The sequence below is a fragment of the Streptomyces sp. NBC_01351 genome (assembly GCF_036237315.1).
GTDB lineage: Bacteria > Actinomycetota > Actinomycetes > Streptomycetales > Streptomycetaceae > Streptomyces.
In genome coordinates this window covers 1,458,410-1,483,550 of sequence record NZ_CP108356.1, presented here as the reverse complement: position 1 = coordinate 1,483,550, position 25,141 = coordinate 1,458,410, and the positions used below count along the sequence as shown (strand labels likewise).

The window sequence follows — 25,141 nt, the reverse complement described above, 5'->3', positions numbered from 1 at the left end:
GCGGGAGCCCCGTCCGGCCCTCCGACCGCGCCTCGGGCGGGAGCCCCGTCCGGGCCTCCGGCGGCGCCTCGGGCGGGAGCCCCGTCCGGGCCTCCGGCGGCGCCTCGGGCGGGAGCCCCGTCCGGCCGTCCGGCCGCCCTGCAGGCAGGGGCCCCGGCAGGAGTCGTGGCAGACCCCCTGGCGGGCGCCCCGGCAGGCGCGCCGAAGGCCCCCGACGGACCGCCCGCCCGCCCCCGGCCACTCGGGGAGCACCGGCGCTGGCCCGGTTCCTTCGCGGACCGGCTCACCACCCCGCTCCCCGGCATGCGCGCCTTCGCCCGGCTCGCCCGCGAGGGTGCCTTCCGGCCCGGCCCCGACGGGCTGCGCGGCATCCCCGACCTGCCCTACGCACCCGCCCCGCTGCCCGCGGCGGCACCCGGCACGGTCTCCGTCACCTGGGCCGGGCACGCCAGCTGGGTGCTGCGGACCGGCGGGCTGACCGTGCTGACCGACCCCGTCTGGTCGCGCCGCATCCTCGGCACCCCGTCCCGGATGACACCCGTCGGCGTGCGCTGGGAGGAGCTGCCGCCGGTCGACGCCGTGGTGATCAGCCACAACCACTACGACCACCTCGACGCCCCCACCATCAAGCGGCTGCCCCGGCGCACGGCCTGCTTCGTCCCGGCGGGCCTCGCCCGCTGGTTCCGCCGCCGGGGCTTCACCCGCGTCACCGAGCTCGACTGGTGGGAGTCGGCCGAACTGGGGGGCGTACGCTTCGAGTTCGTCCCCGCCCACCACTGGTCGAAGCGGTCCCTGATCGACACCTGCCGCTCCCTGTGGGGCGGCTGGATCCTCACCGACACCCAGAGCCGCGCCCCGCGGAAGCTCTACTTCGCGGGAGACACCGGCTACGGGCACTGGTTCGGCGAGATCGGCCGCCGCCATCCCGGCATCGACCTCGCCCTGCTGCCGATCGGGGCCTACGCCCCGCGCTGGTGGCTCAGCGACGTCCACGCCGACCCGGAGGAGGCCGTACGGGCCTGCCTCGACCTCGGAGCCCGCCGGATGGCCCCCATGCACTGGGCCACCTTCGTCCTCTCCGCCGAACCGGTCATGGAGCCCCTGCACCGCGCCCGGACCGCCTGGGCCCGTGCGGGCCTGCCCCGCGAGCACCTCTGGGACCTCCCCATCGGCGGGTCCCGCACCCTCGGCGAGGAGCTACCCGGACCCTGAAACCCCCACCGCGCCCGCGAAGAGCAGGTCGGCCAGGTTCGCGTACGCCTCCGCCGTCCGGGGCCGCAGCCGGGCCAGGTTCCGCTCGGCGATGCCCGACAGGTGCAGGTCGTACGGTACGAAGACCATCGGCCCGGCCGTGGGCAGGTGGGCGCGGACGCCCTGGGCGGACAGCACTGCGCCCGATCCGCCGAGCGCGGTGGCCACGACCACCGCACGGTCGGCGAGGGACTCCCATCCCGCCCGGCGCAGCTCGGCCAGCTGCCGCTCGACCGCCTCCGTGGCGTGGAGCGCGTTCGTGCAGCACAGGACGAGCCGGTCGGTCAGCGCCAGCACAGCCTCCCCGCGCGCACTGATCCGGCCCTCCGCCCAGTCCGTCAGCACCACCGGGTAGTGGCGCGCGGCCATCGAGAGGACCCGCCGGTACTCGTCGAAGTGGCTGGGACTCGGAGCCTTGTACGCGGCCGAGTGGGCCACCACCTCCAGCCCGCCCGGGGTGCGGGTGGTGAGCCGCCGGATCTCCTCGTACGAGGCGTCCTGCGCCAGTGCCGCCAGCTCGCCCAGCGTCGCCGGGTTGCGGAGTGTCAGGTGGGCGTTCAGGTCCCCGGCCGTCGGCGCCCCGTCCAGGGCCAGCACCGGCTCGCCGCGCACCACGGACAGCAGGGTCCCCAGCGTCATGGCGGTCGTGGCCCGGCCCGAACCGGGCGACACGCCGGCCACGGTGACCCGCAGGCTCTGCCCGAGCGGCCGCCGCAGCCCCGCCAGCAGCCGGTGGAACTCGGCCCGCTCGGTCATGCGGGTGGCCGACCACACCGGGCGGCGCCCGATCCGCAGCTCGTTCAGCGCCGGCGGCACCCCGCGCAACCGGGGCTCCAGCGGCGGCCGTTCGGCGGCCGGGCCGGAGCCTCCCGAGGGGCGCACCCCGTGCTGCGGGCCGCCCCGGGCCAGCGCCACGTACCTGGCCAGCAGTTCGGCCACCTCGGGCGCGGACGGGCGCTCCGCCGGGTCCGGCGACAGGCACCGCGTGACCATCGTGCGCAGCGGCTGCCAGGACTCGCCCTGCCACAGCTCCATCCGCTCGGACAGGGTGCGGGCGCCGCTGAACGACCTGCTGCTGATCTGCCGCAGCAGCTCGCCGAGGGCCTGGACGGAGTCCGCCTGTTCCGGCACCGGCCCGGTCCCGGCGTACTCCCCGTCGAGCGCGCAGTCCGCCAGCCCCGTCAGCACCACCGAACGCTGCAGGACCACCACGGAATCCCCGGTCAGCGCGGCCGGCACCAGCCCGTTGGTGTGGCAGATGCTCAGCGCGGACGCCAGGTGCCAGCCGAGGGTGAGGCTGGTGAGGAGGTCGAAGGGGAGCCGGCCCGAACCGGCGGTCGCCTCCAGCAGATCACCGAGTGCGGGAAGCGCGAGGTCCGCCGCGCCGGGCGTGGTGACCATCTGCATCGCGATCCACGGCGGGTCGTCCCGCAGCCGCGTCGCCAACAGCGTCGGAGCGTACCGGCCGTTCATCCGCCGCAGCGCCTCGGCCTCGACGCCGAGCAACTGGGAGACGTACGAGGGCATTTCCGGGCGGATCATCCGGATCGCCACCTCGGTGCCCCGGGTGTCGTGCCCCCGGTAGACGATGCTGCGCTCGCCCAGCCGGCGGCCGCTCAGCCGGTACGGACCCAGCTGCTGCGGGTCCTGGGGCGTCAGCGGATCCCAGCGCTGCGCCGCCCGCGGCCGTGACTCCAGCAGCCGGGCCGGCGCCGGCAGGGAGTCCATGCTGACACCGAACCGAGCCAGCAGCCGCCGCTCCACCGCGGTGAAGGAGCGGAAGGCGGACGGCACGGTGTCCGCGCCGTCCGGGTGCGCCAGCCAGGCGGGGAAGTCGGGGGAGCGGCCCGCCAGTTGCTCGATGCGCCGGCCGATCCGGCGGCCGGTCGCGAGCAGCTCGGAGCTGGGCACCGCGTCGAGCAGGGCCCGTTCGGCCTCGGGGGTGAACCGGAACACCCGGTGCCGGGGCGGCAGCGGCCAGCCGGTGGCGACCGGGGCGGGCACCGGCCGGATCAGCCCGCCGAGGAAGACCTCGGCCAGATGGGCGGTCCGCGCCTGCCAGGGCACGGCGTTCTGCACGAGCCGCATCACCGGGACCGACACCGGGCTGACCGCCGCCAGATGGGCCGCGAGCCGGTACGCCTCGGGGGAGGCCGCGTCCCGGAAGTGCTGGATGCCCCGCGCCTCCCGGGGCGGCGCGATCAGGGCCCGCCGCCTCGGCGGCGACAGCAGCGGCAGCCCGATGGTGGCGCCGGGGGAGGTCAGCAGCCGGGCCCAGTCCCGCAGCGACTCCGCCGTGGGCTCCAGTACGGGAACGGGCACCCCGGAGAAGCCGGCGAGTTCGGCGGGCAGCACCGGATCGGAGACCAGCCAGTGGGTGTTGGGGGCCCCCGGGCGCCGGGTGGTGACCTGCCAGTGGTCCGCCTGGATGCCGGAGCCGTCCCACAGGGAGGTCGGCAGAGTGTGCAGGACGGCCACCGGCCCGCACTTGGCCCACTTGCGCAGGACCTCGTGCATCCGGCCCTGCCGCCACGCCGCGCCCATGCCGTCGCTCAGCACCAGCACCAGCGTCTGCCCGGAGGGGTCCGCCAGCAAGGACGGCGGCAGCGGGCCCCCGCCCGCGCCGAAGGGCCGGCCGCGCAGGACCGGCCCGGACGCGGCGCCGGTGTCCAGGCCGTGCACCCGCAGCGACCGGAAGGCCCCGAGCCGCTGCAAGGTGGCCTGCAGCTCGATGGCGAGGCGCTGCCACAGCAGCATGGAGACCCCGTCGTCCACGACCAGGGCGAGGTTCAGCCAGCGCTCGCGCACCGGCTGCATGACCACGTCCGGCAGCCAGGTCTCGGCGAGGGCGGCGGCCGTGGCCCCCTCGTCCAGCTCGAAGCGCCACCGGCTGGGCCGCTTCCGCTTGAGGGGCCGCAGCGAGCGCCCCACCAGCAGCTCCTGTACGAGGGCCTTCTCCTCCGGGACCCGGACCGGCATCCCGGGCTCCGGCTCCTCCGCGCGGCCGGCCCCGGGGCGCTCGGCCGGTTCCTGCGAGGACGGCGCGGGCGGCACCGGAGCCGCGTGCAGTTCGGGCAGGGCCAGGTCGGGCAGGTCCTCGTCGGGCAGGGGGAGTTCGGTCCCCTCGGCGGCCTCCGGCGGCTCCGCGGGGGCCTCGCCCTCCTGCGCGGGCGCGGCCCGGGGCGGGCGGCGGGCCGCTTCCAGGGGCAGCCCCACGGGATCGAGGGAGAGGCAGCGGGCCAGCCAGAGGACGTCCAGCACGGTCTGCGCGTTGAGGTCCTGCCCGGCCGCCCCCAGGACGCGGAGCACCGCGTCCAGCCGGTCCTCCCCGGGCCGCTCCTCTCCAGGCCGTGCCCGCTCCTCTCCGGGCTGCTCCCGGTCCGCGCCCGTCATGCTCAGCCGGCCCCGGTGAGCTGGTGCAACACCGCGTCCAGCAGCCCGTCGGCGTCCAGGTCCACCCCGCCGGCCCGCAGGAACACGGCGTTCAGCAGCTGGTCGGTGGCCAGCTCCCCGGGGGCCCGGCGGCGCAGGAACGCCGACAGCAGGTCGTCGATCTCCAGCAGGGCGTCGTCCCCCAGGTGGGCGTTGACGATCGCACGCAGCCGGTTCTCGTCCGGCACGGGCAGGTCGAGGCGGATGCAGCGCCGCAGGAAGGCCGGCGGGAAGTCCCGTTCGCCGTTGCTGGTGATGACCACGACGGGGAACTCCGTGCAGTGGACCAGGCCGCGTTCCACGGTCGCCGTGCCCCGGTGGTCGGCGGTGAGCACCTCGACCCGGTCCATCCCGTCGGGCAGCCGGCTCAGTTCCGGGATCTCGAAGATCCCCTCCTCGAACACGGTGAGCAGGTCGTTGGGCAGGTCCACGTCGCCCTTGTCCATCTCGTCCACCAGCAGGGTCCGCGGCCGCTCACCCGGTACCAGCGACGTGCCCAGCGGGCCGAGCCGGACGAAACTGCCGACGGACGGCTCGGTCTCCCCCCGGTCCCGGCGCAGCGTCGTCTCCCGCAGCCGGCCGATCGCGTCGTACTGGTAGAGCGCGTCCTGCACGCTGGAGCGGCTGTTCACCGGCCAGCGCAGCAGTCTGCCCAGGCTCAGCTCGTGCGTGACCGCCCGGGCCAGCGAGGACTTGCCCGTTCCGGCCGGTCCGGTGACCAGCAGCGGCCTGCGCAGGTGGAGCGCGGCGTTGACCACGTCGGCGTGCTCGGGCGCGATCAGGTACGGCAGCGGACGCGCGGGTGCCTCGGTGGTCTTGAAGCGCCGCCACGGCGGGGCCGGCGGCATGACGGCCTCGTGCGGGACGCCGTCGCCGCGGAAGATCCGCCAACTGGCCGGTGCGTGCGGCTCCGTGGTCATGCGCCCTCCTGCGGCTCGGCGAGGTACAGCTGGGGTACGGTCCGGTCGGCGTCCGCCCAGGCGAGGACCGGACGGCCGGGATAGTCCCGGGGCCGGTGCACCGTCTTGGCGCGGTACGAGCGCACGCCCTCGGGCAGCTCCCGGGTGGTGACGGCGCTCATCTGCGTGACGGCGCCCGACTCGCTCTCCTCTGCCCGGTCCCACACCACCACCGGCACCCCGACCGCGAGACACACCTGCACGATCTCGTCCCGCAGCCCCGCCGGGACGTCCACGGCGACCCGGACCGCGTCCGAGCGGTCCATCAGCGTGCCGTAGATCTCCCGGGGGCTCATCCCGGTGTCCGTGATGAGCAAGGACGTGCCCGTGTCGAGCTGGCGCCAGCGGCGGCGCCAGTCGGGGAGGAAACGCTCGTTGCGGCGCAGGAGTTCCGGACAGTTGACGACCAGCTGGTATTCCGCGCCGAGCACCGCCGGCACCAGCCCGTCCGGCCCGGCCGTCTCCCACTCGTCGATCGGCAGGTTCAGCCCGGCCCGGTCCACCAGGGCCTCCACCAGCGGCCGGTGCTCACCCGGATCGGCCCTGCACAGCGCCTCCAGGGTCCGTAGCAGCTCCCGCGCCGCTGCCGCGCCGCTGTAGACGGCGTTCCCGTCCGTGGACACCTGACGGGGCCCCGAGCCCTCGTCGCACCACAGCCGCAGCCGGTACCGGTCCGGCCCGGCGAGGGTGCTGACCTGCACCAGCACCCGCAGCGGAGTGGTCCTCTCCTCCTGGACGCGGGCCCAGTCCTCGGCGTCGGAGCGGCGCTCGGCGAGCGCCGAGTGGGGGATGCCGAGCCGGTCGGACACCCCGTCCGACCACAGCCGCAGATTGGCCCGGGTGGCCCGCGGACACAGCACCGCTGCGTACTCCGTCACCCGCAACAGGGCGGGCACGCGCGTCCCGGCATCGTCCGTCCGGCTGTCGCCCGACAGCCGTTCGAGGTGGAACAGCAGCTCGCCGACCGTGCTCCACTCGGGGAACGCGGCCGCCAGCGGCAGCGCCTCCCGCACCGCCTGCGGCAGCCGCGCCAGGATCCGCTCGGGCAGCCCGTCCAGCAGCGCCCGCAGCCGCCGGTACTCCCGGGGCGACAGCAGCACCGGGACGGGGGAGAGCCGGCCGGCCGCGAGCAGCCGCAGCGTCATCCGCGGCTCCTTGTGGCGCAGCACCTCGCTCAGCGCGGCCAGCGCGCGGGGCTCGGCGACGAGCAGCGCGGCGTACTCCTCGTAGCCGGGCGCCGACCCGTCACGGGGATAGGCGTAGCCGCACCGCTCCGCGACCGTGATCGCGGTGTCGGCCAGAGCGCTCTGGCCGCCGGGCAGCGCGGCCTCCAGCAGCTCGGTCAGCAGGGGCAGGGCCGGGTCCTCCGGATCGGCGGCCGGGCGCTCGAACAGCTCGTGCGCGCCCGCCGCCAGCAGCTCCTCCTGCACGCGCTGCCACGGAATGCACCAGCTGCGCCGGTTGATGTGCTGGCTGCTGAAGGCCCGGGGTGCCCCGGTGGCGGAGTCGGAGGGCGGCATGATGTGGGCGGCGACGATGCCCACCACCGCGCTCTCGTCGGCCGACCACAGGGGACCGCCGCTGTACGCGGGGCCGACGGCCATGCCGGTCGGGTCGCCGTCCACGTAGCCGATGACCCCGTCGAAGGAGGTCACCCGCACGTCGGCGAACGAACTGCTCAGCCCCGAGCCGTGCCAGGCCCGCAGCTTGCGGCCGGCGGTCATCGGTGCCCACGGCGGGGGCGGGGCGGTCAGGTCCACCAGGCGTTCGACGATGAGCACCGCGAGATCGCCCAGCCACTCGTGGTCCTGCCGCTCCCGGACCTGCGGGTTGCCGTCGCGGCGCCGGGGCGGCACCCAGTACGCCACGCGGGCCGCGTACCGGTAGCTCCCGTTCGGCGTGTGCAGGGTCACCGGTACCTGCGCCTCGCCGGGCGTACGGCTGTCGAACAGGGGCCTGCCCAAAGCGTCGTTGACCACGTGGGCACAGGTGAGCAGGTGGGCCGAGGTGAGCGGCACCCCCGCCCCGGCGGTGGTGGATCCGTCCGTCCGCAGCACGGACACCACCGTGTAGCGGGGGTCCGCCGGCGCGGATCCGCCCTCACGGCGGAACCATCCCATCGGGTCAGCTCGTGCGGGGCGTCGGCTGCACCGGCTGAGTCTGCTGCGTGGGTTGCCAGGTCGCGGAGACGGTCAGATGGGCCTGGCCGTTGCCGCCGACGATGCCCAGCTTGAGGTCGTGACCCACCTGCACCCCGAAGGTCACGTTCACCTCGTGCGGCGGGCTCGGGGAGGCCGTGACCGCGTCGTGGACCTCCTGGAGGAGGATCCCCATCGGCTGCAGGGCGGTACGGAGCGTCTCGACGGCGAAGGTGGCGACGGCCTGACCGCCGCCGCCCCGTGCGACGGGCACGCTGTGCCCCATGCCGTCGGGCAGGTCCCCGGCGGCCTCCGGGGCCGGCGGCGGCTCCGCGGGGCCGGCGGGCGAGGTGACCTCGAAGCGGACGGGAGTGCCGTCCCCGAGCTGTAACTCGGTGAAGGTTGCCATGGCTTCATTGTGCAGAAGATCGGTCACCGTGTGGGCAGTTCACGAAGAAGAGGCGACCGGTAGCGGTCAGCCGCGCACCCGCCGCCAGAGCGCCGGGCCCACGCTGATCACGAGGGTCAGGCCCACCGCCAGGGCCACGCCCTTCCACGGCTCGGCGAACAGGGAGCCGCCCAGGATGCCGATCAGCCCGTACGTGGCCGCCCAGGCGAGGCAGGCCGGGCCGTCGCCGCGGGCGAAGAGGCGCAGCGGGAGCTCCGACAGCAGGCAGGCCAGCATCACCGGGATGCGCCCCGCGGGGACCAGCCGGGAGACCACCAGGACCTGCGCCCCGTGCTCGCGCAGCTTCGTCCGCGCCTGCTCCAGCCGCTCCGGCGTGGCCCGCACCCGCAGCCGCTCCAACCAGCGCGAGCCGCCCCGCGAACGCACCCCGCGCTGCCCCAGCCAGTACAGGGCGACGTCCCCGGCGAAGGCCGCCAGCGCCGCCACCGCGAACACCAGCAACAGTCCCAGTAGCGGCGCCCGGTGATGGAACGCCACCACCGCCGCCGTACTCACCAGCGCCCCGGTCGGGATCACCGGAACCAGCGCACCCAGCGCGACCAGCACGAACAACGCCGGGTACCCCACCGCCTGCTGGGTGGTCTCCGGCGGGACCTGCCCGGCCGCCGCGGCGATCTCGCGCCAGGTCACGGCAGCCGAACCCGTTCCCCGTGGTCGGGCACCCGCACCGCCACCTTCGGCGCGAGCCGCCCCGCACGGCGCGCGAACTCCTCGCCCGGAGCATGGAATTCGTGCGGCCGCACCGCATCCATCCCGATGGGCCAGTACGTGCCGTAGTGCACCGGCACCGCCGCCGCGGGAGCCAGCTCCGCCAGCGCCCGCGCCGCCCGCCCCGCGTCCAGGTGCCCCGGACCGAGGTACGGGCCCCAGCCGCCCACCGGCAACAGGGCCACGTCCACCGGCCCGACCTCCTCGGCCATCGTGTCGAACAGCCCGGTGTCCCCGGCGAAGTAGGTCCGGGCCGCGCCCTGGACCACGTACCCGAGCGCCGGTGCGAGGTGCGGCCCGAACGGCAGCCGCCGCCCGTCGTGCCGCGCGCTGACCGCCCGCACCCGCACACCGTCCCGTACGTCGACCTCCTCGCCCGGGACCACCTCCGTCACCCGCAGCCCGCGCAGCCCCGCCACCCGGGCCAGCCCCGGCACCGCCCGGCGCGAACCGCGGGGCACCAGCAGCCGGGTCCCGGGCGCGAGCCGCGCCAGCGACGGCAGGTGCAGGTGGTCGGAGTGCAGGTGCGAGAGCAGCACCACGTCGGCCACCGCAGCCTCGGGCGGGGGCACCGCCCCGCGCCGCCGCCGCAGGTGGGCGAGCCGCCGCGCGAACAGCGGATCCGTCAGCAGCCGTACCCCGGAGTCCTCGACCGTGCACGTGGCATGCCCCCACCAGGTGATCTCCACCGCCACCCGGCCTCCCTCCCTCGCCCGTTTCCCGAGCGTAAAGCCTGCCCCGAAGATCCGCCCGGAACCGGAAGCCCCCCGCCCCCTCCTCCCCGGCGGCGGATCGGAGTAGGGTCGGGCGGCATGGATGAGCTGCGCGTGGCCGCTATCGCCAGCCTGGCCCCGCTCGAAGACCTGGACGCCGACCCCTTCGCCGTGGACACCCGCAGCCAGCAGGCCGTGTGCGCCCGCTGGGCCGCGGACCAGGGCTACGTCGTGACGAAACAACTGCTCCTCTACGGGCTGCGTGCCGACCACTGCGGTCTCTGGTCCGACGTCGACGCCGGGCAGGTCGACCTGTTCGTCGCCGCCAACGACCGGGTACTGGCCCGCGCACTGCGCTCCGTCGAGGAGTTCACCGCGGAGTGCGCGCGCCGCGGCGTACGCCTGGAGACCGCCGGGCACGACGAGCCGCAGTACACCTCCGCGATGAAGGCCGAGGTGCACCGCCGGCTGTCCATGCCGACCGCGGGCTACGACGGCACCTGAGCGCCCATAGGGCGTGTCTTTCGGGTCAGGCCGGGCCCGCGACGCCCGGCACCGCGCCTCGCCGCGTTGTCGTCAGTCGCCGACGTCCCCCAGCTACCGCTGGGAGGTGCCCCCACCGCGTCGACTCTCCCCCAGCCTTCGGCCGGGGGGACCCCCATCCTCCGCCTTGCGATGCACGGCACCGGACACCGCGGGCTGATCCGGCCTGACCCGAAAGACACGCCCTCGCGCCGCGGCCCCGTGTCGCCCGGCCGGGTGAGCCCGGTTGTGCGAGCCTGGAAGGCGGGACGGGGCTCGCGGGAGGTTGCGCGTGGTGCGAGGACGATGGCGGATCGCGGGCAGCGCCCTGGTGCGGATGGTCCTCGTATGGGCGGTGTCCACCCTGACCATGCTCGCCCTGGCCGGGATCCTGCCGGACTTCCGCCTCCAGTCCGGCGACGGCGACAGCATCACGCAGATCGGCCTGACCGCCGCCTGGGGAGCGGGGGCCTTCGGCCTGCTGAGCGCCCTGGTCTGGCCCGTGCTCGTACGGGCCCTGCTACTGGTGCCCGCCCTCGTGCTCGGGCTGCTCGTCTTCTTCCTCAACGGCTCGCTGCTCCTCATAGCGCTGAGCCTGATTCCCGCCGGGCGGGGCCAAGTGGCGCCCGAGACCGCCGTCGTCGTGGCCGCCGTGATGTCCGCCGTCGCCTCGGCCACCTCCACGGCGCTCGCCGTGCGCGACGACGAGGCGTACCGCAGGCGGCTCTACCGGCTCGCCGACCGGCGGCGCCGCAGGCAGCGCCGGGAGGGCGCGGAGGGAGCGGGTGAGTCCGCGCCCGGACTGGTCTTCCTCCAGCTCGACGGCGTCGGGTACGAGGCACTGCGCGGTGCCGCGGCCGGCGGGCTGATGCCCACGGTCGCCGGGTGGCTGGAGAGCAGCCACCGCCTCGCGTCCTGGCGTACGGACTGGTCGAGCCAGACCGGCGCCAGCCAGCTCGGCATCCTGCACGGCTCCACCTACGACGTGCCCGCCTTCCGCTGGTACGAGAAGGACACCGGCGAGGTGGTGGTGTGCAATCGGCCCGCCAGCGCCGCCGAGCTCCAGCGGCGCGCGACGGCGCGCACCGGCGACGGCGGACTCCTCACCCGGGACGGGGCGAGCCGGGGCAACCTGTTCAGCGGCGGCGCCGACCAGCTGGCGCTCGTCCTGTCAGTGGCGGCCCGGCGCGGCCGGGCGAACCGCTCCCGCGCGGGCTACTTCGCGTACTTCTCCGACCCGGCCAACGCCGTGCGCACCGCGGTGTCCTTCGTCGCCGAGGTGGGCCGGGAGATCGGCCAGTCGGTACGGTCCGGGATGCGCGGGGAGACCCCGAGGGTGTCGCGCGGCGGGCTGTACCCGCTGATCCGGGCCTTCGCGACCGTGGTCGAACGGGACGTGGTCGTGGCCGCGGTGATCGGCGACGTGCTGGCCGGCCGCGCCGCGGTCTACGCCGACCTGGTCGCCTACGACGAGGTCGCCCACCACTCCGGCCCGCACGGCCACGACACCGACCGGGTCCTGGAGCGCCTGGACCGGAGCATCGCGCTGATCGCCCGGGTCGCCGAGCACGCGCCGCGGGAGTACCGGATCGTGCTCCTCTCCGACCACGGACAGAGCCCGGGGGAGACCTTCCTGGGCCGCTACGGGCTGACCCTGAAGGACCTGGTCCGGGCCGGCTGCGGGCTGCCGGTCTCCCGCCGGGCCGGCCGCACCCGCAGCGGGGCCGAGGCCCGCGCCGCCGTACTGACCGCGCTGCACCGGCCGGTGGAGGCGGGCGAGGAGGCCCACCCGAAGCCGGGCACCGACCCGGTGGTGCTCGCCTCCGGCAACCTCGGGCTGATCTCCTTCCCCGACGTCCCGGGCCGCGCCTCGCGGCAGCGCATCGAGCGGGCCCACCCCGCCCTGCTGGCCACCCTCGCGAACCACCCCGGGGTGGGCTTCCTCCTGGTCGACGGAGAGGTGCTCGGCCCCGACGGGGCGGTGGCCCGGCTGGACGTCCCCGGCGAGGCGGAGGCCCTGCTGGCCCCCCTCGGCCCGGGCGCGGCCGAGGCCGTCCGGCGGACCGACGCCTTCCCGCACGTGGCCGACATCATGGTCAACTCGGCGTACGACCCGGCCACGGGCGCGGTCCACGCCTTCGAGGAGCAGATCGGCTCGCACGGCGGCCTGGGCGGCGAGCAGGGGCACCCCTTCCTGATGTGGCCGACGGACCTGACGCAGCCGCCGACGGACCTGGTGGGCGCGGAAGCGGTCCACAGCGTCCTGCGCCACTGGCTCCGCGAAGCGGAACACGACGGCCCCCAGATCCCCCTGATCCCCTACGCGGCTCCGGAACCGACCTCATGACCGGGCGTCCCCACCGGACCGGACAGGGGCGGGGCATGCGCCGGGATGACCCCGCAGGCCCGGACGGGGCCGGGTGTGCGGTGGGGCGTCCCCGCAGGGCGTCGAACTGGGCCCCCTCGGCCCACCGACCCCCCGACACGTTCGACGCCCGAGGAGACGCCCCGGCGCGCGCCCGGCCACGGCCGGGCCGGCACCCCACACCGCCCCCGCCGCAGCGCACCGAGCGGTCGTCTGACCTGCGCGGTAGCGTGGAAGGAGAGCGCCGCCAGGGGGGCCTGAAGGGATCGCCATGTCCGCGATCAGCAACACCATCGAGATCTCCCGCACGCCGGAAGACGTCTTCGCCTACGTCACCAACCCCACGCACCTGCCGGAGTGGCAGGACAGTGCCGTATCCGCCGTGCCCATGGGCGACCTCCCCGTCCACGTCGGTTCGAAGGTCGTCGTCACCCGCCAGTTCGGCAAGCGGAGGATCCCCACGACCATGGAGTTCACGGAACTCGACCCGCCGAGGAGCTGGCACATCCACGGCCTCGACGGGCCGGTGCGCCCGGAGGTCCAGGGAACCATCGAACCCCTCGACGGCGGGACCCGCTCCCGCGTCACCCTGTCCGTCGACTTCGAGGGCCACGGCATGGGCAGGGCCCTCGTCCCCCTCGCGGTGAAGCCCATGCTCCGCAAGGAGATGCCCCGGAGCGAGGAGAAGCTGAAGAACTTGCTGGAGCACACCGCAGCCTGAACCGAAGGATCCGAAGGATCCGGCGGATCCGAAAACCGGATGCCCCGGGGCACGTGCCGCACCCACACTGGGCCCCACCACGTACCCCACCCTGAGGAATCAGCTTCGTGCAGGCCGCCGTTGCCGTCACCCCCGCCCAGATCCCCGAACTGCTCCTCGGCCTCGCCACCGTGCGGCCCGTCTTCCTCTGGGGCGCGCCCGGAATCGGCAAGTCCTCGCTCGTACGGAAGTTCGCCGACTCCATCGGCCTGGAATGCGTGAGCCTCCTCGGTACGCAGCTCGCCCCCGAGGACCTCATCGGCGTACCGCAGATCCGTGACGGCCGGTCCGTCTTCTGCCCGCCCGAGGCCATCGCGCGCGACGAGCCGTACTGCCTGTTCCTCGACGAGCTCAACGCCGCGAGCCCCGATGTGCAGAAGGCCTTCTACTCGCTGATCCTGGACCGCCGCATCGGCTCCTACGAGCTTCCCGAAGGCTCCGTGGTCATCGGCGCCGGAAACCGGGCGACCGACAACGCGCTGGCCCGGCCCATCGCCTCGGCCCTCGTCAACCGCCTCACCCACGTGCACCTGACGGCCTCCGCGCAGGACTGGCTGGTCTGGGCCGGGGAGAACGGCATCCACCCCTGGATCACCGACTACCTCACCGACCGCCCGGACCACCTCTGGTCCCAGCCGCCCAAGACCGAGGAGCCGTTCTCCACCCCGCGCTCCTGGCACATGCTCTCCGACGCCCTGCACTCCTTCGGCGCCGGCCTCGACGAGCTGACCCTGAAGGTGATCGCCCACGGCACCCTCACCCCGGCGCACGCCGTCTCCTTCTGCGGCTACGCGAAGATCGTCCGCCACACCTTCGGCATCGAGGCGATCATGAAGGGCGACGCTGGCTGGCCGCGCGGCCTGGCGGACCGGGACCTGCTGTACTACCTGGCCGAGGCCTTCCGGGGACGGCTGCTCAAGGAGCTCCCGGCGCAGAAGGAACACGTCTCGCCCGCCATGCGGCAGTCCGCGTACCGCTTCAAGTCGCTGCTCGTGCAGCTCGCGGAGATCTCCGTCGAGGTCGCCCAGACCGTCATCGCCGACGACGCCGACGGCCTGCCCGTGCTGCCCGGCTGGTTCCTCGTCGAGGCGGCCCGGGACATGCCCCGCCTGGTCGAGGCGCGTCGATGAGCGGTGGCCGCTCCCGGGGCTCCCACGGCAAGGACAACCGGCCGGACCCGGCCACCGAGGCGTACACGGCGGGACGCCTCATGGTGGCGCGGAACCCGGCCTTCGCCGCCCTCCCGGTCGAATTCTGCCGCCGCAAGAACTGCCGGCTGTGCCCGGCCACGGGCCTGACCGCCGTCGACTCCAACGGCTGTGTCCACGCCCACCCCACCCGCCGGGCCGAGCCCGCCGAGTGGGCCTGGGCGCTGGCCCACAGCCTCCTGCACCTGGGCTTCGGCCACGTCCCGTCCGCCGAGGACGAGGAACGCGCCCAGCCGGAGCCCCACGACCTGGCCGCGCGCTGCGTCGTGGTGAACCGCTTCCTGCTGACCTTCCCGGTCGGCCGGGCCCCCGACCACCTCCCCGCCGAGTACCCCGGCGGGGACGAGGAGCAGCTGGCCGCCCGCTGGCGCCGCGACGGCATCCCGTCCGCCTTCGACGACTGCGGTACGGCGGGCCACGAGCCGGACCAGCTGTTGCTGAGGTGGAACAGGTCGCCCGCCGTCCAGCGGGCCCCCGACTGGCAGACCGCCTTCGCGCACGCCCTGACCCGCAGCGTCTCCGCCGCCATGGACGTGGCGGGCGGCCGCCGCGACCGGATCACCGGGGTGCGCGTCGTGCAACGCCCGTGGGACCGAGCGCTGAACTGGTTCGTGTCCTCGTACCCGCTGCTGGGCGGCCTGGCGGCCGGGCTGACGGTGGTCGCCGACGCCGAGCTGGCCCGCGCCCAGGAGATCTCGATCGCCGCCGTCAGCGCCACCGCCGGGGAGATCTACATCAACCCGCTGCGCACCTTCGACGACGAGGAGTGGCGGTTCATCCTGGCGCACGAGATGCTGCACGCCGCCCTGCGCCACGGCGAGCGGTGCGGCGCCCGCGATCCGTACCTGCACAACGTCGCCGCGGACTACGTGGTCAACGGCTGGCTGGTGGAGATGCGGGTCGGCAGCATGCCCGAGGGTCTGCTGTACGACCCCGAGCTCCAGGGTCTCTCGGTCGAGGAGGTCTACGACCGGATCGCCCAGGACCTGCGCCGCCGGCGTCGCCAGGCCACCCTGCGCGGCAGGGGCGCCGGGGACATCCTCGGCGATCCGCTCCCGCACGGCGCGCAGTGCCCGTACGCGGACCTCGACGAGTTCTACCGGCGAGGCCTGGTCCAGGGCTTCGACCTGCACGTGCTCAGGGAGCGCGGCCTGCTGCCCGCCGGGCTGATCCAGGAGATCCGGGCGCTGGCGCACCCCCCGCTGCCGTGGGACGCCCAGCTCGCCCGCTGGTTCGACGAGTACGTGCCACGGCCCGAGCCCGTACGGTCGTACGCGCGCCCGGCCCGCCGACAGGCCTCGACCCCGGACATCCCGCGCGCCGGCCGGTACTTCCCGCCCGAGGAGGTGGCCCGCTGCACCTTCGGCGTGGTCCTCGACACCTCGGGCTCGATGGACACCGCCTTGCTCGGCAAGGCGCTGGGCGCCATCGCCTCGTACGCGGAAGCCCGCGACGTACCGGCCGCCCGCGTCGTCTTCTGCGACGCGGCGCCGTACGACGCGGGCTATCTGCCTCCCACGGAGATCGCGGGCCGGGTGCGGGTCCGGGGCCGCGGCGGCACCGAACTGCAACCGGGCATCGACCTGCTGCACCGGGCGAAGGACTTCCCGCCCGGAGCCCCGGTCCTCGTGATCACGGACGGCTGGTGCGACACCCTGCGGATCCGGCGCGAACACGCCTTCCTGATCCCACAGGGGGCCTCCCTGCCGTTCACACCACGAGGACCGGTCTTCCGACTGGCCTGAGGGCTTAGTCGAGGTAGTCGCGCAGCACCTGCGAGCGCGACGGGTGGCGGAGCTTCGACATGGTCTTGGACTCGATCTGGCGGATGCGCTCACGGGTGACCCCGTACACGCGGCCGATCTCGTCCAGGGTCTTCGGCTGGCCGTCGTTGAGGCCGTAGCGCATGGAGACCACGCCCGCCTCGCGCTCCGAGAGCGTGCCCAGGATGGACTGGAGCTGCTCCTGGAGGAAGGTGAAGGAGACCGCGTCGGCCGGTACGACCGCCTCGGAGTCCTCGATGAGGTCACCGAACTCGCTGTCGCCCTCCTCACCCAGGGGGGTGTGCAGGGAGATCGGCTCGCGGCCGTACTTCTGGACCTCGATGACCTTCTCGGGGGTCATGTCGAGTTCCTTGCCCAGCTCCTCCGGAGTGGGCTCCCGGCCGAGGTCCTGGAGCATCTGGCGCTGGACACGGGCCAGCTTGTTGATGATCTCGACCATGTGGACGGGGATGCGGATGGTGCGCGACTGGTCGGCCATGGCACGCGTGATCGCCTGCCGGATCCACCAGGTCGCGTACGTGGAGAACTTGAAGCCCTTGGTGTAGTCGAACTTCTCCACCGCGCGGATCAGACCGACGTTGCCCTCCTGGATCAGGTCCAGGAAGAGCATGCCGCGGCCGGTGTAGCGCTTCGCGAGGGAGACCACGAGGCGGAGGTTGGCCTCCAGCAGGTGGTTCTTCGCGCGGCGGCCGTCCTCGACGAGGATCTCCAGCTCGCGCTTGAACGCGGGCTTGTGGTCCTCCTCCTCTTCGAGCTTGTACTCGGAGAACAGGCCCGCCTCGATGCGCTTGGCGAGCTCGACCTCCTGCTCGGCGTTGAGGAGCGGCACCTTGCCGATGAGCTTGAGGTAGTCCTTGACGGGGTCGGCGGTGGCACCGGCGACCATGACGGTCTGCGCCGGGGCGTCGTCCTCGTCGTCGTCGGACAGGACGAAGCCCTGCGTGCCGCCGGCCTTCGGGGTCTCCTCCTCGGCCTCGTCGGCGAGGTCCTCGGCTGCCCAGTCCTCGCCCTCGGCGGCCGGGGTCTCGCCCTCGTCGGCGTCCTTGGCGCCGGTCTTCTTCGCGGCGGCCGTCTTCTTGACGGCGGTCTTCTTCGCGGCGGTCTTCTTGACCGTGCGCTTCTTCGGCTCGGCGGCGACCGTGTCGGACGTCACCTCGTCGTCGGCGGCGGCAGCGGCCGGCGAAGCGGATATCGCCGTGGCCGTGGCCGGGGCGGCCGTCTTGCGCGCGCCGATGGGGCGCGGCGGGGTGGCCGCCTTCTTGGCGACGGTGCGGGCCGGGGCGGCGGCTGCCTTGCGGGGCTTCTTGGCGGCAGCCTTCGTGGCGGGCGCGGCGCTGACGTGGAGGGCGACACCCTCCTCGTCCAGGACCTGGTTCAGGCTGCGCAGGACCCGCTTCCACTGGTCCACCGGGATGCGACCGGCCTCGAAGGCCTGGCGCACGTCGTCACCGTTGATGTGACCCTGCTCGCGGCCGCGCTCGACGAGCGCGACGAGGGCCTCCGATTCGGCGATCTCCGGAGGGAACGTACGGGACGGGCTGAGCGACACAAGAAGCCTCTCGTTGCGAACAGATAAGGGGTCGGCGGGACATCATCGCGCGAACTCGGGAAACAGACCCGAGGGGGTTTGTATTCCGGGGCCGCGCGAGGACACCTGTCGGTTCATCGCACGCTCGAGTCGATTCGTTACGCGCTGAATTGAGTGACCTGCGCCACGCTGTGGGCGGGCAACCCATCCGGCGTGGTTCCGTCCGCCCCTCCGTCACCCCGTTTTGCGGGCCTCGATGAGGAAGCGGGCGGTGTGCGCGACGAAGGGACCTTCGTGTGCGATCCGTTCGTGGAGCTCGCGCAGCCGGTCCCGGTACTGCCCGACCGTGAAGCCGGGCACCATCCAGATCACCTTCCGGAGAAAGTAGATCACGGCTCCGATGTCGTGGAACTCCGTGCGGAGCCGTTCGGAGCGGAGGTCGACGACTTCGAGGCCGGCCTTTGTGGCGTCGGCCACGGCGTCGTCGGGGTGCCGGCCGCGCCGGACCTCCTCGGGCAGGCGGCCCAGGAAGTACTCGACCAGCTCGAAGACGCTCGCCGGACCGACCTGCTGGGACAGGTAGGTGCCGCCCGGAGTCAGCACCCGTGCGATCTCGTCCCACCAGATGGTCACCGGGTGCCGGCTGGCCACCAGCTCGAAGGCCTCGTCGCCGAAGGGCAGCGGAGGCTCGTCGGTGTCCGCGACGACGACCGCGCCGAGCGGATGCAGCAGCCGGGTCGCCTTGTCGATGTTGGGCGGCCACGACTCGGTGGCCGCCGTCAGCGGGGGCAGCGGGGCGGCCCCGGCGAGGACCTCACCGCCGCCCGTCTGGATGTCCAGGGCGGACCGGACGCGGGCCAGACGCTCGCGCAGCAGCCCCTGGTAGCCCCAGGAGGGGCGCTGCTCGGTGGCCCGGCCGTCGAGCCAGGAGAAGTCCCAGCCGTCCACGGAGACCGACTCGGCCTCCGCGACAAGATGGTCGAAAGTACGCGTCATACATTGATCGTGGCAGGTCGGGCACCGGTGAACCACCGGATATGTCGACTACAGTGGATCCGGGCCGTGACGGGCGTTCGGGTGGATCACCACCGGGGAGCGGCCCGGCGTACCTCCGGACCTCCGGTACGTCGACTGCCGCGCGCCTGGGCGAACCGCGATCCGCAGCGACGTTCAGGAGACCCCGTGACGACTGCCCAGACTGCCACTGCCACTGCCTCTGCCCAGCTGATGGACGGCACCGCCCTCGCCCGCCGCATCTCGGAGCAGACCGCCGCCTACGCGGCGAAGATCACCGAGCGCACCGGCACCGCGCCCTGCCTCGCGACCGTGCTGGTCGGCGAGGACCCCGCCTCCGTGACCTACGTCCGCATGAAGCAGAACCGTTGCGTCAAGGCCGGGATCACCTCCCGCCACGTGGAGCTGCCGGCCGAGACCACCACCGAGGAACTGGTGGCCACCCTCACCGCGCTCTCCGAGGACCCGGAGATCAGCGGCATCCTGCTCCAGCACCCCGTCCCGCACCACATCGACGAGCGCGCCGCCTTTGAGGCCATCGCCCCCGGCAAGGACGTCGACGGGGTCACCATGCACTCCTTCGCCGCCATGGGCTTCGGGCTGCCGGGCTTCGTCTCCTGCACCCCCGGCGGCATCATGCGGCTGCTCGCCGCCTACGACGTGGACCTGACCGGCAAGCACGCCGTGGTCGTCGGCCGCAGCGCGATCCTGGGCAAGCCGGCCGGGATGCTGCTGCTGGAGCAGAACGCCACCGTGACCTACTGCCACTCCCGCACCGTGGACCTCCCGTCGATCGTGCGCCAGGCGGACGTGCTGGTCGCCGCCGTCGGCAAGGCCGAGTTCATCCGGGGCGAGGACATCAAGCCGGGCGCCGTGGTCCTGGACGCCGGGTACAACGAGGGCAACGTCGGCGACGTCCACTTCGAGTCGGCCGCCGCCCGCGCCTCGCTGATCACCCCCGTCCCGGGCGGTGTCGGCCCGATGACCATCGCCGTGCTGCTGGAGCAGACCGTGCAGGCGGCCGCGGCGCAGGCCGGGCTGGACCTCGCGGACCTCTGACCCCTGCCGCGCCTTCCCGCGTACGACGGACGCCCCGGGCCCTTCGGTCCGGGGCGTCCCGCTTTCCCCGGCAGGGGCCGAAAGCCCGATCCGTGGAGGGCACGCCCGCACGTTTCGGTGCGCATCGGCACCGGCCTGCTCAAGCCCAACATCTCGGCCCTCGTCGGCCGGCTCTACGCCGCCGACGACGACCAGCGCCGCGACGCCGGCTACTCGATCTTCTATATGGGCATCAACCTCGGCGCGGTCATCGCCCCGCTCGTCGTCGGCTACCTCGGCGAGGAGGTCAACTGGCACCTGGGCTTCGGCGCCGCCGCCGTCGGCATGGCCCTCGGCCTCGGCCAGTACGTCCTCGGCGGCCGCAGGCTCTCCCGGCAGCTGCGCGAGGAGCCCGTGGTCCGACTCACCCCCGCCGAACGGTCCAGGCTGCGCCGCACGTCCTCGTACGGCCTGGTCTTCACGGCCGTGCCGATCGCGCTGATGGCGGCCGGGCACGGCTGGACATGTTCGCCGCGCAGAAGACCGACCTGAACCTGCTGGGGTGGCACGTCCCGGCCGGCTGGAACCAGTCCCTGCCCGCCCTGTTCGTGATCGTCCTCGCGCCGCTGTTCGCGTCCTTCTGGGTACGGCGCGGGCGGCGGATGAGCAGAGCCTCAACTTCCTGTGGCAGGGCGCCATGGTGATCGCGGCGGGCGCGGCCATGGCCTCCTTCACCCGCCCGCTGAAGCTCCTCACCGGCGAAGCTCGGGCACAGACGGCCTGAGTCCGGCACCAGTGACGGGGCGCCGGCATGACCTCTGAGGTAATCGACCCGCCGCGGGCGCGGCGGCAAGGTGGGGGCATCGGGTTCCGGGGCCGCGCACTCGGAACCGGGACCCGATACCCCCACCCTGCCGTTCGACCTCGATGGAGGCTGATTCCCCATGTCCGCGACCCTGCTCGGCACCCTCGCTCGCACCACCGAGCCGCAGACCGCACTGCGCCGCTTCCTCGCCCTCGATTCCGTGGTGACCACCGGCAACGGGCTGGCGTACGTGGCCTTCTCCGCCCCGCTCGGGCGGCTGCTCGGGGTCGGGCAGGGCCTGGTGCTGGAGCTCGGGATCCTGCTGGTCCTGTACGGCGCCGCGGTCGGCTGGCTGGCCTCGCGCCGTCAGCCGCCCGCCTTCGGTGTGAAGCTCGTCATCGAGACGAACTACGCCTGGGCCGCGCTCAGCCTGCTCTCCCTGCTGATCTGGTTCACGCCCACCACCGCCGGCCTGGTGTGGATCCCGGCGCAGGCCCTCACCGTGGCCTCGTTCGCGGTGTGTCAGCAGCTCGCCCTGCGCTCAGTCGGAGAGTGAGCGCAGGTACTTGACCGTCGCCGGGTCGGCCGGGAGCAGGGTCTCGATGGCCAGCTCGGCGACGGTCACGTCCATGGGCGTGTTGAAGGTCGCGATGGACGAGACGAAGGAGAGCAGGTGGCCGTCGTGCTCGATGAGCAGCGGGAGCGCGATGTACGGGACGGCCTCGTCCGGAGCGGCGTCGCCCGGCCGCTCCGCCACCGGGTAGGCGGACACCTCTTCGTACAGGGCGCGCAGCGGCTCGGAGCGGGCCAGGGCGATCTGGCGCTCCATCTGGGCCAGCAGGTGGCCGCGCCACTCCTTCAGGTTGCGGATCTTCGGGGCCAGCCCCTCGGGGTGCAGGGTCAGCCGCATGGCGTTCAGCGGCGGGGCCAGCAGGTGCTCAGGCAGCCCGTCCATCAGCATCAGGATGCCCATGTTGGCGGCGACCACGTTGTACGTGGCGTCCACGACCAGCGCCGGGTACGGCTCGTAGCCCGTCAGCAGGCGCTGCAAGCCCTCGCGGAGCGTATCCATCGACGGGTCGTCCAGGGCGGTCTGGGCGTAGCGCGGAGCGTAACCCGCCGTCAGTAGAAGGGAGTTGCGCTCCCGCACCGGAACGTCGAGCCGGTCGGCGAGCCGCAGCACCATCTCCTCGCTCGGCCGGGACCGGCCGGTCTCGATGAAGCTGATGTGACGGGACGAGGAGTCGGCGCGGTTCGCCAGCTCCAGCTGGCTGAGCCCGCGCCGCTCCCGCCAGGCCCGGAGGAGGGCGCCGACCGTGGGTGTCGTGGTGGTCATGCTCACGACGGTAGTCGAGCGCGTACGACGGGGTCAGCCCAGATCGAAGACGTTCCGCAGCCCGAGCCGGTAGCGCCACAGGTCGTGCCGCTTGGCGGACTCGACCTGCGGAGCCCGGTACAGCGGCCGGACCGTGCACCGCGCGCTCGGGGAACCGTCCCGGTCCAGGAGGGAGTTGACGGCCGCCCGGGCCGAGGCGTTCGCGCCCTCCATCGTCGCCAGGTCGATGTCCACCGCCACGTAGTCCCCGCTGAGGAAGAAGTTCGGGACGCGCGTGCCGGCGGTCGGCCGGTTGTGGAAGGTGCCGACCGGGTGGATCAGCAACTCGTCCTGGTTGGTGGGGTTCGGGGTGCCGAGCCCGTCCACGCCCGGGTCCAGGAACCATGAGTGCAGCTTGGAGTCGCTCAGCAGGGTCTTCCCGGTGTCGTTGAGGGAGGCCTTGAGCTGCGCCCACACCTCGCGCGCCACCTCCTCGCGCGTGCACTGCTTGGCCGTCTTCCCGTACAGGATCCCGGGCTTGTCCCACTCGGAGATGTCCACCGACAGACAGTCGACCGCCACCCCGTCGCCGTAGTCGGCGGGGAAGTCCCGCGCGGGCCAGTGCTCCGCCTGCTGGATCGCCGTCAACGACCAGGGCGAATCGATGCAGTTGAGGTGGCCGTGGACCAGCGGGGCGCGTTCGGTCAGGTAGAACTGGATGCCCGTCATCCAGTCGGTCTCCAGCTTGTCGCAGCGCCCCAGCATCGGGTCGGCGGCCCGCAGTTCCGCGCTCCAGGTGCGCCGGGCGTGCTCGACGGGCATCGCGCTGACGTAGTGGTCGGCGGTGACGGTCTGCCGGGCGCCGTCCGGGTCCTCGACCGCGACCCCGCTCACCCGGCCGTTCCCGTAGCGCACTTCGCGCACCGTCCAGCCGATCCTGAACTCCACACCGAGGGAGCGCAGATGGGCCTCCCAGGGGTCGATCCAGGCCTCGTTGGTCGGCAGGTTGAGGATCCGGTCCGGCGGGCCGTCCGCCCCGCGCCCCAGCAGGTTGAAGACGAACGCCTCGCCCAGGGTGCCGACCGTACGGGTGGAGGCCTCCTCGGCCTTGGTCGCCACGATGTTGCGGGTCACGCCGATGGCGAGGATGCGCTGGTACTCGCTCGACATCCGGGCGGCCCGCGTGAAGTCCCACCACGGCGTGCGCTCCCAGACCTCGTTGCGCCGCTCGTCGCAGCTGGTGAGGAAGACCAGCGCGCGGTCCACGAAGTACGCCGTCTCGTGCAGCGGGAGCCGGACCAGGGACTGCAGGATGCCGGTGAGGGCCCGCCGCAGCTCGTCGGGGGTCAGCGCGGCGGGGGAGTGCTCGGGCCACGGGATGGGCGCGCGCAGGTCCTCGCGGCCGGCCGCCCGGGCGAACATCATCTCGCGCGGGGCGACCAGGTTGTCCCACACGCCGTTCGCGTTCCCGGGGAACGGGATCCGCCGCATGGTGTCGGGCAGGTTGTGGTAGATGCCGGGGATGAAGCGGAAGCCGTGCTCGGCGGGCAGCGGCCTGCGGCCGCCGCGGGCGCTGCCCGGTACGTCCATGCTGCGGGCCTTGCCGCCGAGCGCCCGGCGCTCGTACACGGTGACGGCGTAGCCGCGCTCGGCCAGTTCGTGCGCCGCGGTCAGCCCGGCCACCCCGCCGCCGAGCACGGCGACGCGGCGGCCGTTGGGCGGGGCCTGGGCGGCGGCCGCGGTCGCGGCCGCCGCGGGGGCCGCCGTGATGGCGGTGGACAGGGTGCCCGCGGTGGCCGCCGCGCCCGCGCCCGCGATGAACGTACGCCTGGAACTGCCTGTGCCGGTCATGTCGATCCCGCCCCTTCGGTCCTTGTGCGCTCCGTGACTGTTACCGCTGGTAACAGTCACGTCCGGCGCAGGAGCATATGGGGGGCGGGACGGGCGCGGAAGGCGCAGGAGCACCCGAGCGCACTATGGCGCGAAAGGGTTGTTCCGGGGTGTGCTGTGGGAACCTTGACTACACGTCACGGGGAAAAGGAGCCGGTGCATGCCGAGTGAGCCGCTGTCGCAGAAGGAGATCGAGGACCGGTTGCGGGAACTCCCCGGCTGGTCGTTCGAAGAGGACCGGATCTTCCGCACGTACCGGCTGGACACGCACTTCGCGGCGAGCGCCCTCGTCGCCCACATCGCCTCGGTGCAGCAGGAGTTGAACCACCACTCCGATCTGACCCTCGGCTACAACACCGTCCGGCTCTCCGTGAACAGCCACGACGCGGGCGGGCGGGTGACGGAGTCCGACTTCGCGCTCGCCGAGCGCGTCGAAGCCCTCGCCCCGGCCCACGGCGCGAGCTGACGACGCCGATGACCACGCACATACCGGATGTGAAGCCGCTGCTCGACTACGACGCCGAGGCAGAGACCTACGACGCCACCCGCGGCGGCGCCCCGCGCGCCGAGGCCGCCGCCGCGGCCGTCCTCACCCTGCTCCCGGCCCACGTCCGCACCCTCCTCGACCTGGGCTGCGGCACCGGCATCGTCACCGCCCGGCTGAGCCGCCCCGGACTGCGGGTCCTGGGCGCGGACGCCTCCCACGGCATGGCCTCGACGGCCCTGCGGCGCGGGGTGCCCGTGACCCTCGCCGACGCGGCCCGGCTGCCGGTGCGCTCGGGCTCGCTCGACGCGGTCAGCGCCGTGTGGCTGCTGCACCTGCTGCGCGCGCCCGGCCTGGTGCCGGCCGTGATCGCCGAGGCCGGGCGGGTCCTGCGGCCCGGCGGGGTCCTCGTCACCACCGTGGACAAGGACTCCGCGCACGACGTGGGCAGCGACATCGACGCCGTCTTCGCCGCGCACCTGACCCCGACCCCGGCGGACTCGTCCGGGGAGGTCGAGGGCCACGCCGCGCGGGCGGGCCTGCGCCCGGCCGGCGAGGCCCGCTTCCGGGGCCACGGCCAGGGCCGTACCCCGCGCGACTCCGCGAAAGCGCTGCTCGCGGGGCAGTACGCCTCGCGCGTGATCCCGCGCGGCATCAGCGCGGCGCAGCTGGCGGCCCGGCTGGAACTGCTGCCCGACCAGGACGTCCCGCGCGCGGAGCCGACGTACCGGCTGCGCGGCTTCGTACGCGTCTGACCC

21 protein-coding genes and 1 riboswitch are annotated in these 25,141 nt (G+C 73.8%); of the genes, 11 read left to right on the top strand and 10 right to left on the bottom strand.

Annotated elements, in window-relative coordinates:
* Positions 1-165 precede the first annotated feature (165 nt).
* A complete protein-coding gene (locus tag OG625_RS06925) occupies positions 166-1,212 on the top strand; it encodes an MBL fold metallo-hydrolase (protein ID WP_329377357.1) in 1,047 nt (348 codons plus the stop codon).
* On the opposite strand, the gene OG625_RS06920 is transcribed toward OG625_RS06925, so the two are convergent.
* The 6 genes from OG625_RS06920 to OG625_RS06895 all read right to left on the bottom strand — a co-directional run bounded on the left by OG625_RS06920 (position 1,198) and on the right by OG625_RS06895 (position 9,652).
* Entirely contained in the window at positions 1,198-4,644 is a 3,447-nt protein-coding gene (locus OG625_RS06920) for an SAV_2336 N-terminal domain-related protein (RefSeq protein ID WP_329377354.1), read from the bottom strand. The genes OG625_RS06925 and OG625_RS06920 overlap by 15 nt on opposite strands.
* A gap of 2 nt (positions 4,645-4,646) precedes the next feature.
* Positions 4,647-5,603 carry an AAA family ATPase gene (locus OG625_RS06915; RefSeq protein WP_329377353.1) on the bottom strand — a complete coding sequence of 319 codons (957 nt, stop codon included), beginning with the start codon at positions 5,601-5,603 and terminating at the stop codon, positions 4,647-4,649.
* The gene (locus OG625_RS06910) at positions 5,600-7,762 is read right to left on the bottom strand and encodes a VMAP-C domain-containing protein (RefSeq protein WP_329377351.1); all 2,163 of its coding nucleotides are present in this window, start codon (positions 7,760-7,762) and stop codon (positions 5,600-5,602) included. The genes OG625_RS06915 and OG625_RS06910 overlap by 4 nt, the downstream gene beginning before the upstream one ends.
* A 4-nt stretch (positions 7,763-7,766) precedes the next feature.
* The gene (locus OG625_RS06905; protein WP_329377349.1) at positions 7,767-8,189 is read right to left on the bottom strand and encodes a CU044_2847 family protein; all 423 of its coding nucleotides are present in this window, start codon (positions 8,187-8,189) and stop codon (positions 7,767-7,769) included.
* Positions 8,190-8,255: 66 nt separating this feature from the next.
* Entirely contained in the window at positions 8,256-8,879 is a 624-nt protein-coding gene (locus OG625_RS06900; RefSeq protein ID WP_329377348.1) for a DedA family protein, read from the bottom strand.
* Positions 8,876-9,652: an MBL fold metallo-hydrolase gene (locus tag OG625_RS06895; protein ID WP_329377346.1), complete on the bottom strand. Its 777-nt coding sequence runs from the start codon at positions 9,650-9,652 to the stop codon at positions 8,876-8,878. Before OG625_RS06895 ends, OG625_RS06900 begins: the two co-directional genes overlap by 4 nt.
* Before the next feature lie 117 nt (positions 9,653-9,769).
* Between OG625_RS06895 and OG625_RS06890 the strand changes: the two genes are divergently transcribed.
* The 5 genes from OG625_RS06890 (at position 9,770) to OG625_RS06870 (ending at position 16,270) form a co-directional block, all read left to right on the top strand.
* Complete coding sequence (locus OG625_RS06890; protein ID WP_329377344.1) at positions 9,770-10,174, top strand: hypothetical protein; 405 nt, start codon at positions 9,770-9,772, stop codon at positions 10,172-10,174.
* Positions 10,175-10,529: 355 nt separating this feature from the next.
* Entirely contained in the window at positions 10,530-12,539 is a 2,010-nt protein-coding gene (locus OG625_RS06885; RefSeq protein WP_443067869.1) for a phage holin family protein, read from the top strand.
* 289 nt (positions 12,540-12,828) lie between these two features.
* Positions 12,829-13,278 carry an SRPBCC family protein gene (locus OG625_RS06880; RefSeq protein ID WP_329377340.1) on the top strand — a complete coding sequence of 150 codons (450 nt, stop codon included), beginning with the start codon at positions 12,829-12,831 and terminating at the stop codon, positions 13,276-13,278.
* 107 nt (positions 13,279-13,385) lie between these two features.
* Positions 13,386-14,447, top strand: coding sequence for an ATP-binding protein (locus OG625_RS06875; RefSeq protein ID WP_329377338.1), 1,062 nt, complete (start codon positions 13,386-13,388; stop codon positions 14,445-14,447).
* Positions 14,444-16,270 (top strand): vWA domain-containing protein, encoded by a 1,827-nt coding sequence (locus OG625_RS06870; protein WP_329377336.1) that lies wholly within the window; start codon positions 14,444-14,446, stop codon positions 16,268-16,270. Before OG625_RS06875 ends, OG625_RS06870 begins: the two co-directional genes overlap by 4 nt.
* 4 nt (positions 16,271-16,274) lie before the next feature.
* Here the strand turns inward: OG625_RS06870 and OG625_RS06865 are convergent, their stop codons facing one another.
* Together OG625_RS06865 and OG625_RS06860 are read right to left on the bottom strand one after the other, a co-directional pair.
* Positions 16,275-17,858: an RNA polymerase sigma factor gene (locus tag OG625_RS06865; RefSeq protein ID WP_329377334.1), complete on the bottom strand. Its 1,584-nt coding sequence runs from the start codon at positions 17,856-17,858 to the stop codon at positions 16,275-16,277.
* 213 nt (positions 17,859-18,071) lie between these two features.
* On the bottom strand, positions 18,072-18,833 hold the full coding sequence (locus OG625_RS06860; RefSeq protein ID WP_329377332.1) for a methyltransferase domain-containing protein: 762 nt from the start codon (positions 18,831-18,833) through the stop codon (positions 18,072-18,074).
* A gap of 56 nt (positions 18,834-18,889) precedes the next feature.
* A riboswitch (ZMP/ZTP riboswitch) is annotated at positions 18,890-18,992 on the top strand.
* A gap of 72 nt (positions 18,993-19,064) precedes the next feature.
* On the opposite strand from OG625_RS06860, the gene OG625_RS06855 reads away from it, so the two are divergent.
* The 3 genes from OG625_RS06855 to OG625_RS06845 all read left to right on the top strand — a co-directional run bounded on the left by OG625_RS06855 (position 19,065) and on the right by OG625_RS06845 (position 21,250).
* Positions 19,065-19,910: a bifunctional 5,10-methylenetetrahydrofolate dehydrogenase/5,10-methenyltetrahydrofolate cyclohydrolase gene (locus OG625_RS06855; RefSeq protein WP_329390485.1), complete on the top strand. Its 846-nt coding sequence runs from the start codon at positions 19,065-19,067 to the stop codon at positions 19,908-19,910.
* A 117-nt stretch (positions 19,911-20,027) separates the two neighbouring features.
* A complete protein-coding gene (locus OG625_RS06850) occupies positions 20,028-20,441 on the top strand; it encodes a POT-type proton-dependent oligopeptide transporter (RefSeq protein WP_329377330.1) in 414 nt (137 codons plus the stop codon).
* 392 nt (positions 20,442-20,833) lie between these two features.
* The gene (locus OG625_RS06845) at positions 20,834-21,250 is read left to right on the top strand and encodes a hypothetical protein (RefSeq protein WP_329377328.1); all 417 of its coding nucleotides are present in this window, start codon (positions 20,834-20,836) and stop codon (positions 21,248-21,250) included.
* Here OG625_RS06845 and OG625_RS06840 read toward each other — a convergent pair.
* Both OG625_RS06840 and OG625_RS06835 read right to left on the bottom strand, forming a co-directional pair.
* Positions 21,236-22,030, bottom strand: a complete 795-nt coding sequence (locus tag OG625_RS06840; protein ID WP_329377326.1) for a helix-turn-helix domain-containing protein — start codon at positions 22,028-22,030, stop codon at positions 21,236-21,238. The genes OG625_RS06845 and OG625_RS06840 overlap by 15 nt on opposite strands.
* Positions 22,031-22,063: 33 nt before the next feature.
* Positions 22,064-23,860, bottom strand: coding sequence for a hydroxysqualene dehydroxylase (locus tag OG625_RS06835; RefSeq protein ID WP_329377324.1), 1,797 nt, complete (start codon positions 23,858-23,860; stop codon positions 22,064-22,066).
* A 199-nt stretch (positions 23,861-24,059) separates the two neighbouring features.
* Here OG625_RS06835 and OG625_RS06830 point away from each other — a divergent pair, with 199 nt between their 5' ends.
* Together OG625_RS06830 and OG625_RS06825 are read left to right on the top strand one after the other, a co-directional pair.
* Positions 24,060-24,365, top strand: coding sequence for a 4a-hydroxytetrahydrobiopterin dehydratase (locus OG625_RS06830; RefSeq protein ID WP_329377322.1), 306 nt, complete (start codon positions 24,060-24,062; stop codon positions 24,363-24,365).
* An 8-nt stretch (positions 24,366-24,373) separates the two neighbouring features.
* Positions 24,374-25,138 carry a class I SAM-dependent methyltransferase gene (locus OG625_RS06825; protein ID WP_329377320.1) on the top strand — a complete coding sequence of 255 codons (765 nt, stop codon included), beginning with the start codon at positions 24,374-24,376 and terminating at the stop codon, positions 25,136-25,138.
* Positions 25,139-25,141 lie beyond the last annotated feature (3 nt).

Excerpts from the sequence above, each read along its gene's own strand:
- OG625_RS06920 (WP_329377354.1), bottom strand. The coding sequence starts at position 4,644 with ATGACGGGCGCGGACCGGGAGCAGCCCGGAGAGGAGCGGGCACGGCCT.
- OG625_RS06915 (WP_329377353.1), bottom strand. The coding sequence starts at position 5,603 with ATGACCACGGAGCCGCACGCACCGGCCAGTTGGCGGATCTTCCGCGGC.
- OG625_RS06910 (WP_329377351.1), bottom strand. The coding sequence starts at position 7,762 with ATGGGATGGTTCCGCCGTGAGGGCGGATCCGCGCCGGCGGACCCCCGC.
- OG625_RS06905 (WP_329377349.1), bottom strand. The coding sequence starts at position 8,189 with ATGGCAACCTTCACCGAGTTACAGCTCGGGGACGGCACTCCCGTCCGC.
- OG625_RS06890 (WP_329377344.1), top strand. The coding sequence starts at position 9,770 with ATGGATGAGCTGCGCGTGGCCGCTATCGCCAGCCTGGCCCCGCTCGAA.
- OG625_RS06885 (WP_443067869.1), top strand. The coding sequence starts at position 10,530 with ATGGTCCTCGTATGGGCGGTGTCCACCCTGACCATGCTCGCCCTGGCC.
- OG625_RS06880 (WP_329377340.1), top strand. The coding sequence starts at position 12,829 with ATGTCCGCGATCAGCAACACCATCGAGATCTCCCGCACGCCGGAAGAC.
- OG625_RS06870 (WP_329377336.1), top strand. The coding sequence starts at position 14,444 with ATGAGCGGTGGCCGCTCCCGGGGCTCCCACGGCAAGGACAACCGGCCG.
- OG625_RS06860 (WP_329377332.1), bottom strand. The coding sequence starts at position 18,833 with ATGACGCGTACTTTCGACCATCTTGTCGCGGAGGCCGAGTCGGTCTCC.
- OG625_RS06855 (WP_329390485.1), top strand. The coding sequence starts at position 19,065 with ATGGACGGCACCGCCCTCGCCCGCCGCATCTCGGAGCAGACCGCCGCC.
- OG625_RS06845 (WP_329377328.1), top strand. The coding sequence starts at position 20,834 with ATGTCCGCGACCCTGCTCGGCACCCTCGCTCGCACCACCGAGCCGCAG.
- OG625_RS06840 (WP_329377326.1), bottom strand. The coding sequence starts at position 22,030 with ATGACCACCACGACACCCACGGTCGGCGCCCTCCTCCGGGCCTGGCGG.
- OG625_RS06835 (WP_329377324.1), bottom strand. The coding sequence starts at position 23,860 with ATGACCGGCACAGGCAGTTCCAGGCGTACGTTCATCGCGGGCGCGGGC.
- OG625_RS06830 (WP_329377322.1), top strand. The coding sequence starts at position 24,060 with ATGCCGAGTGAGCCGCTGTCGCAGAAGGAGATCGAGGACCGGTTGCGG.
- OG625_RS06825 (WP_329377320.1), top strand. The coding sequence starts at position 24,374 with ATGACCACGCACATACCGGATGTGAAGCCGCTGCTCGACTACGACGCC.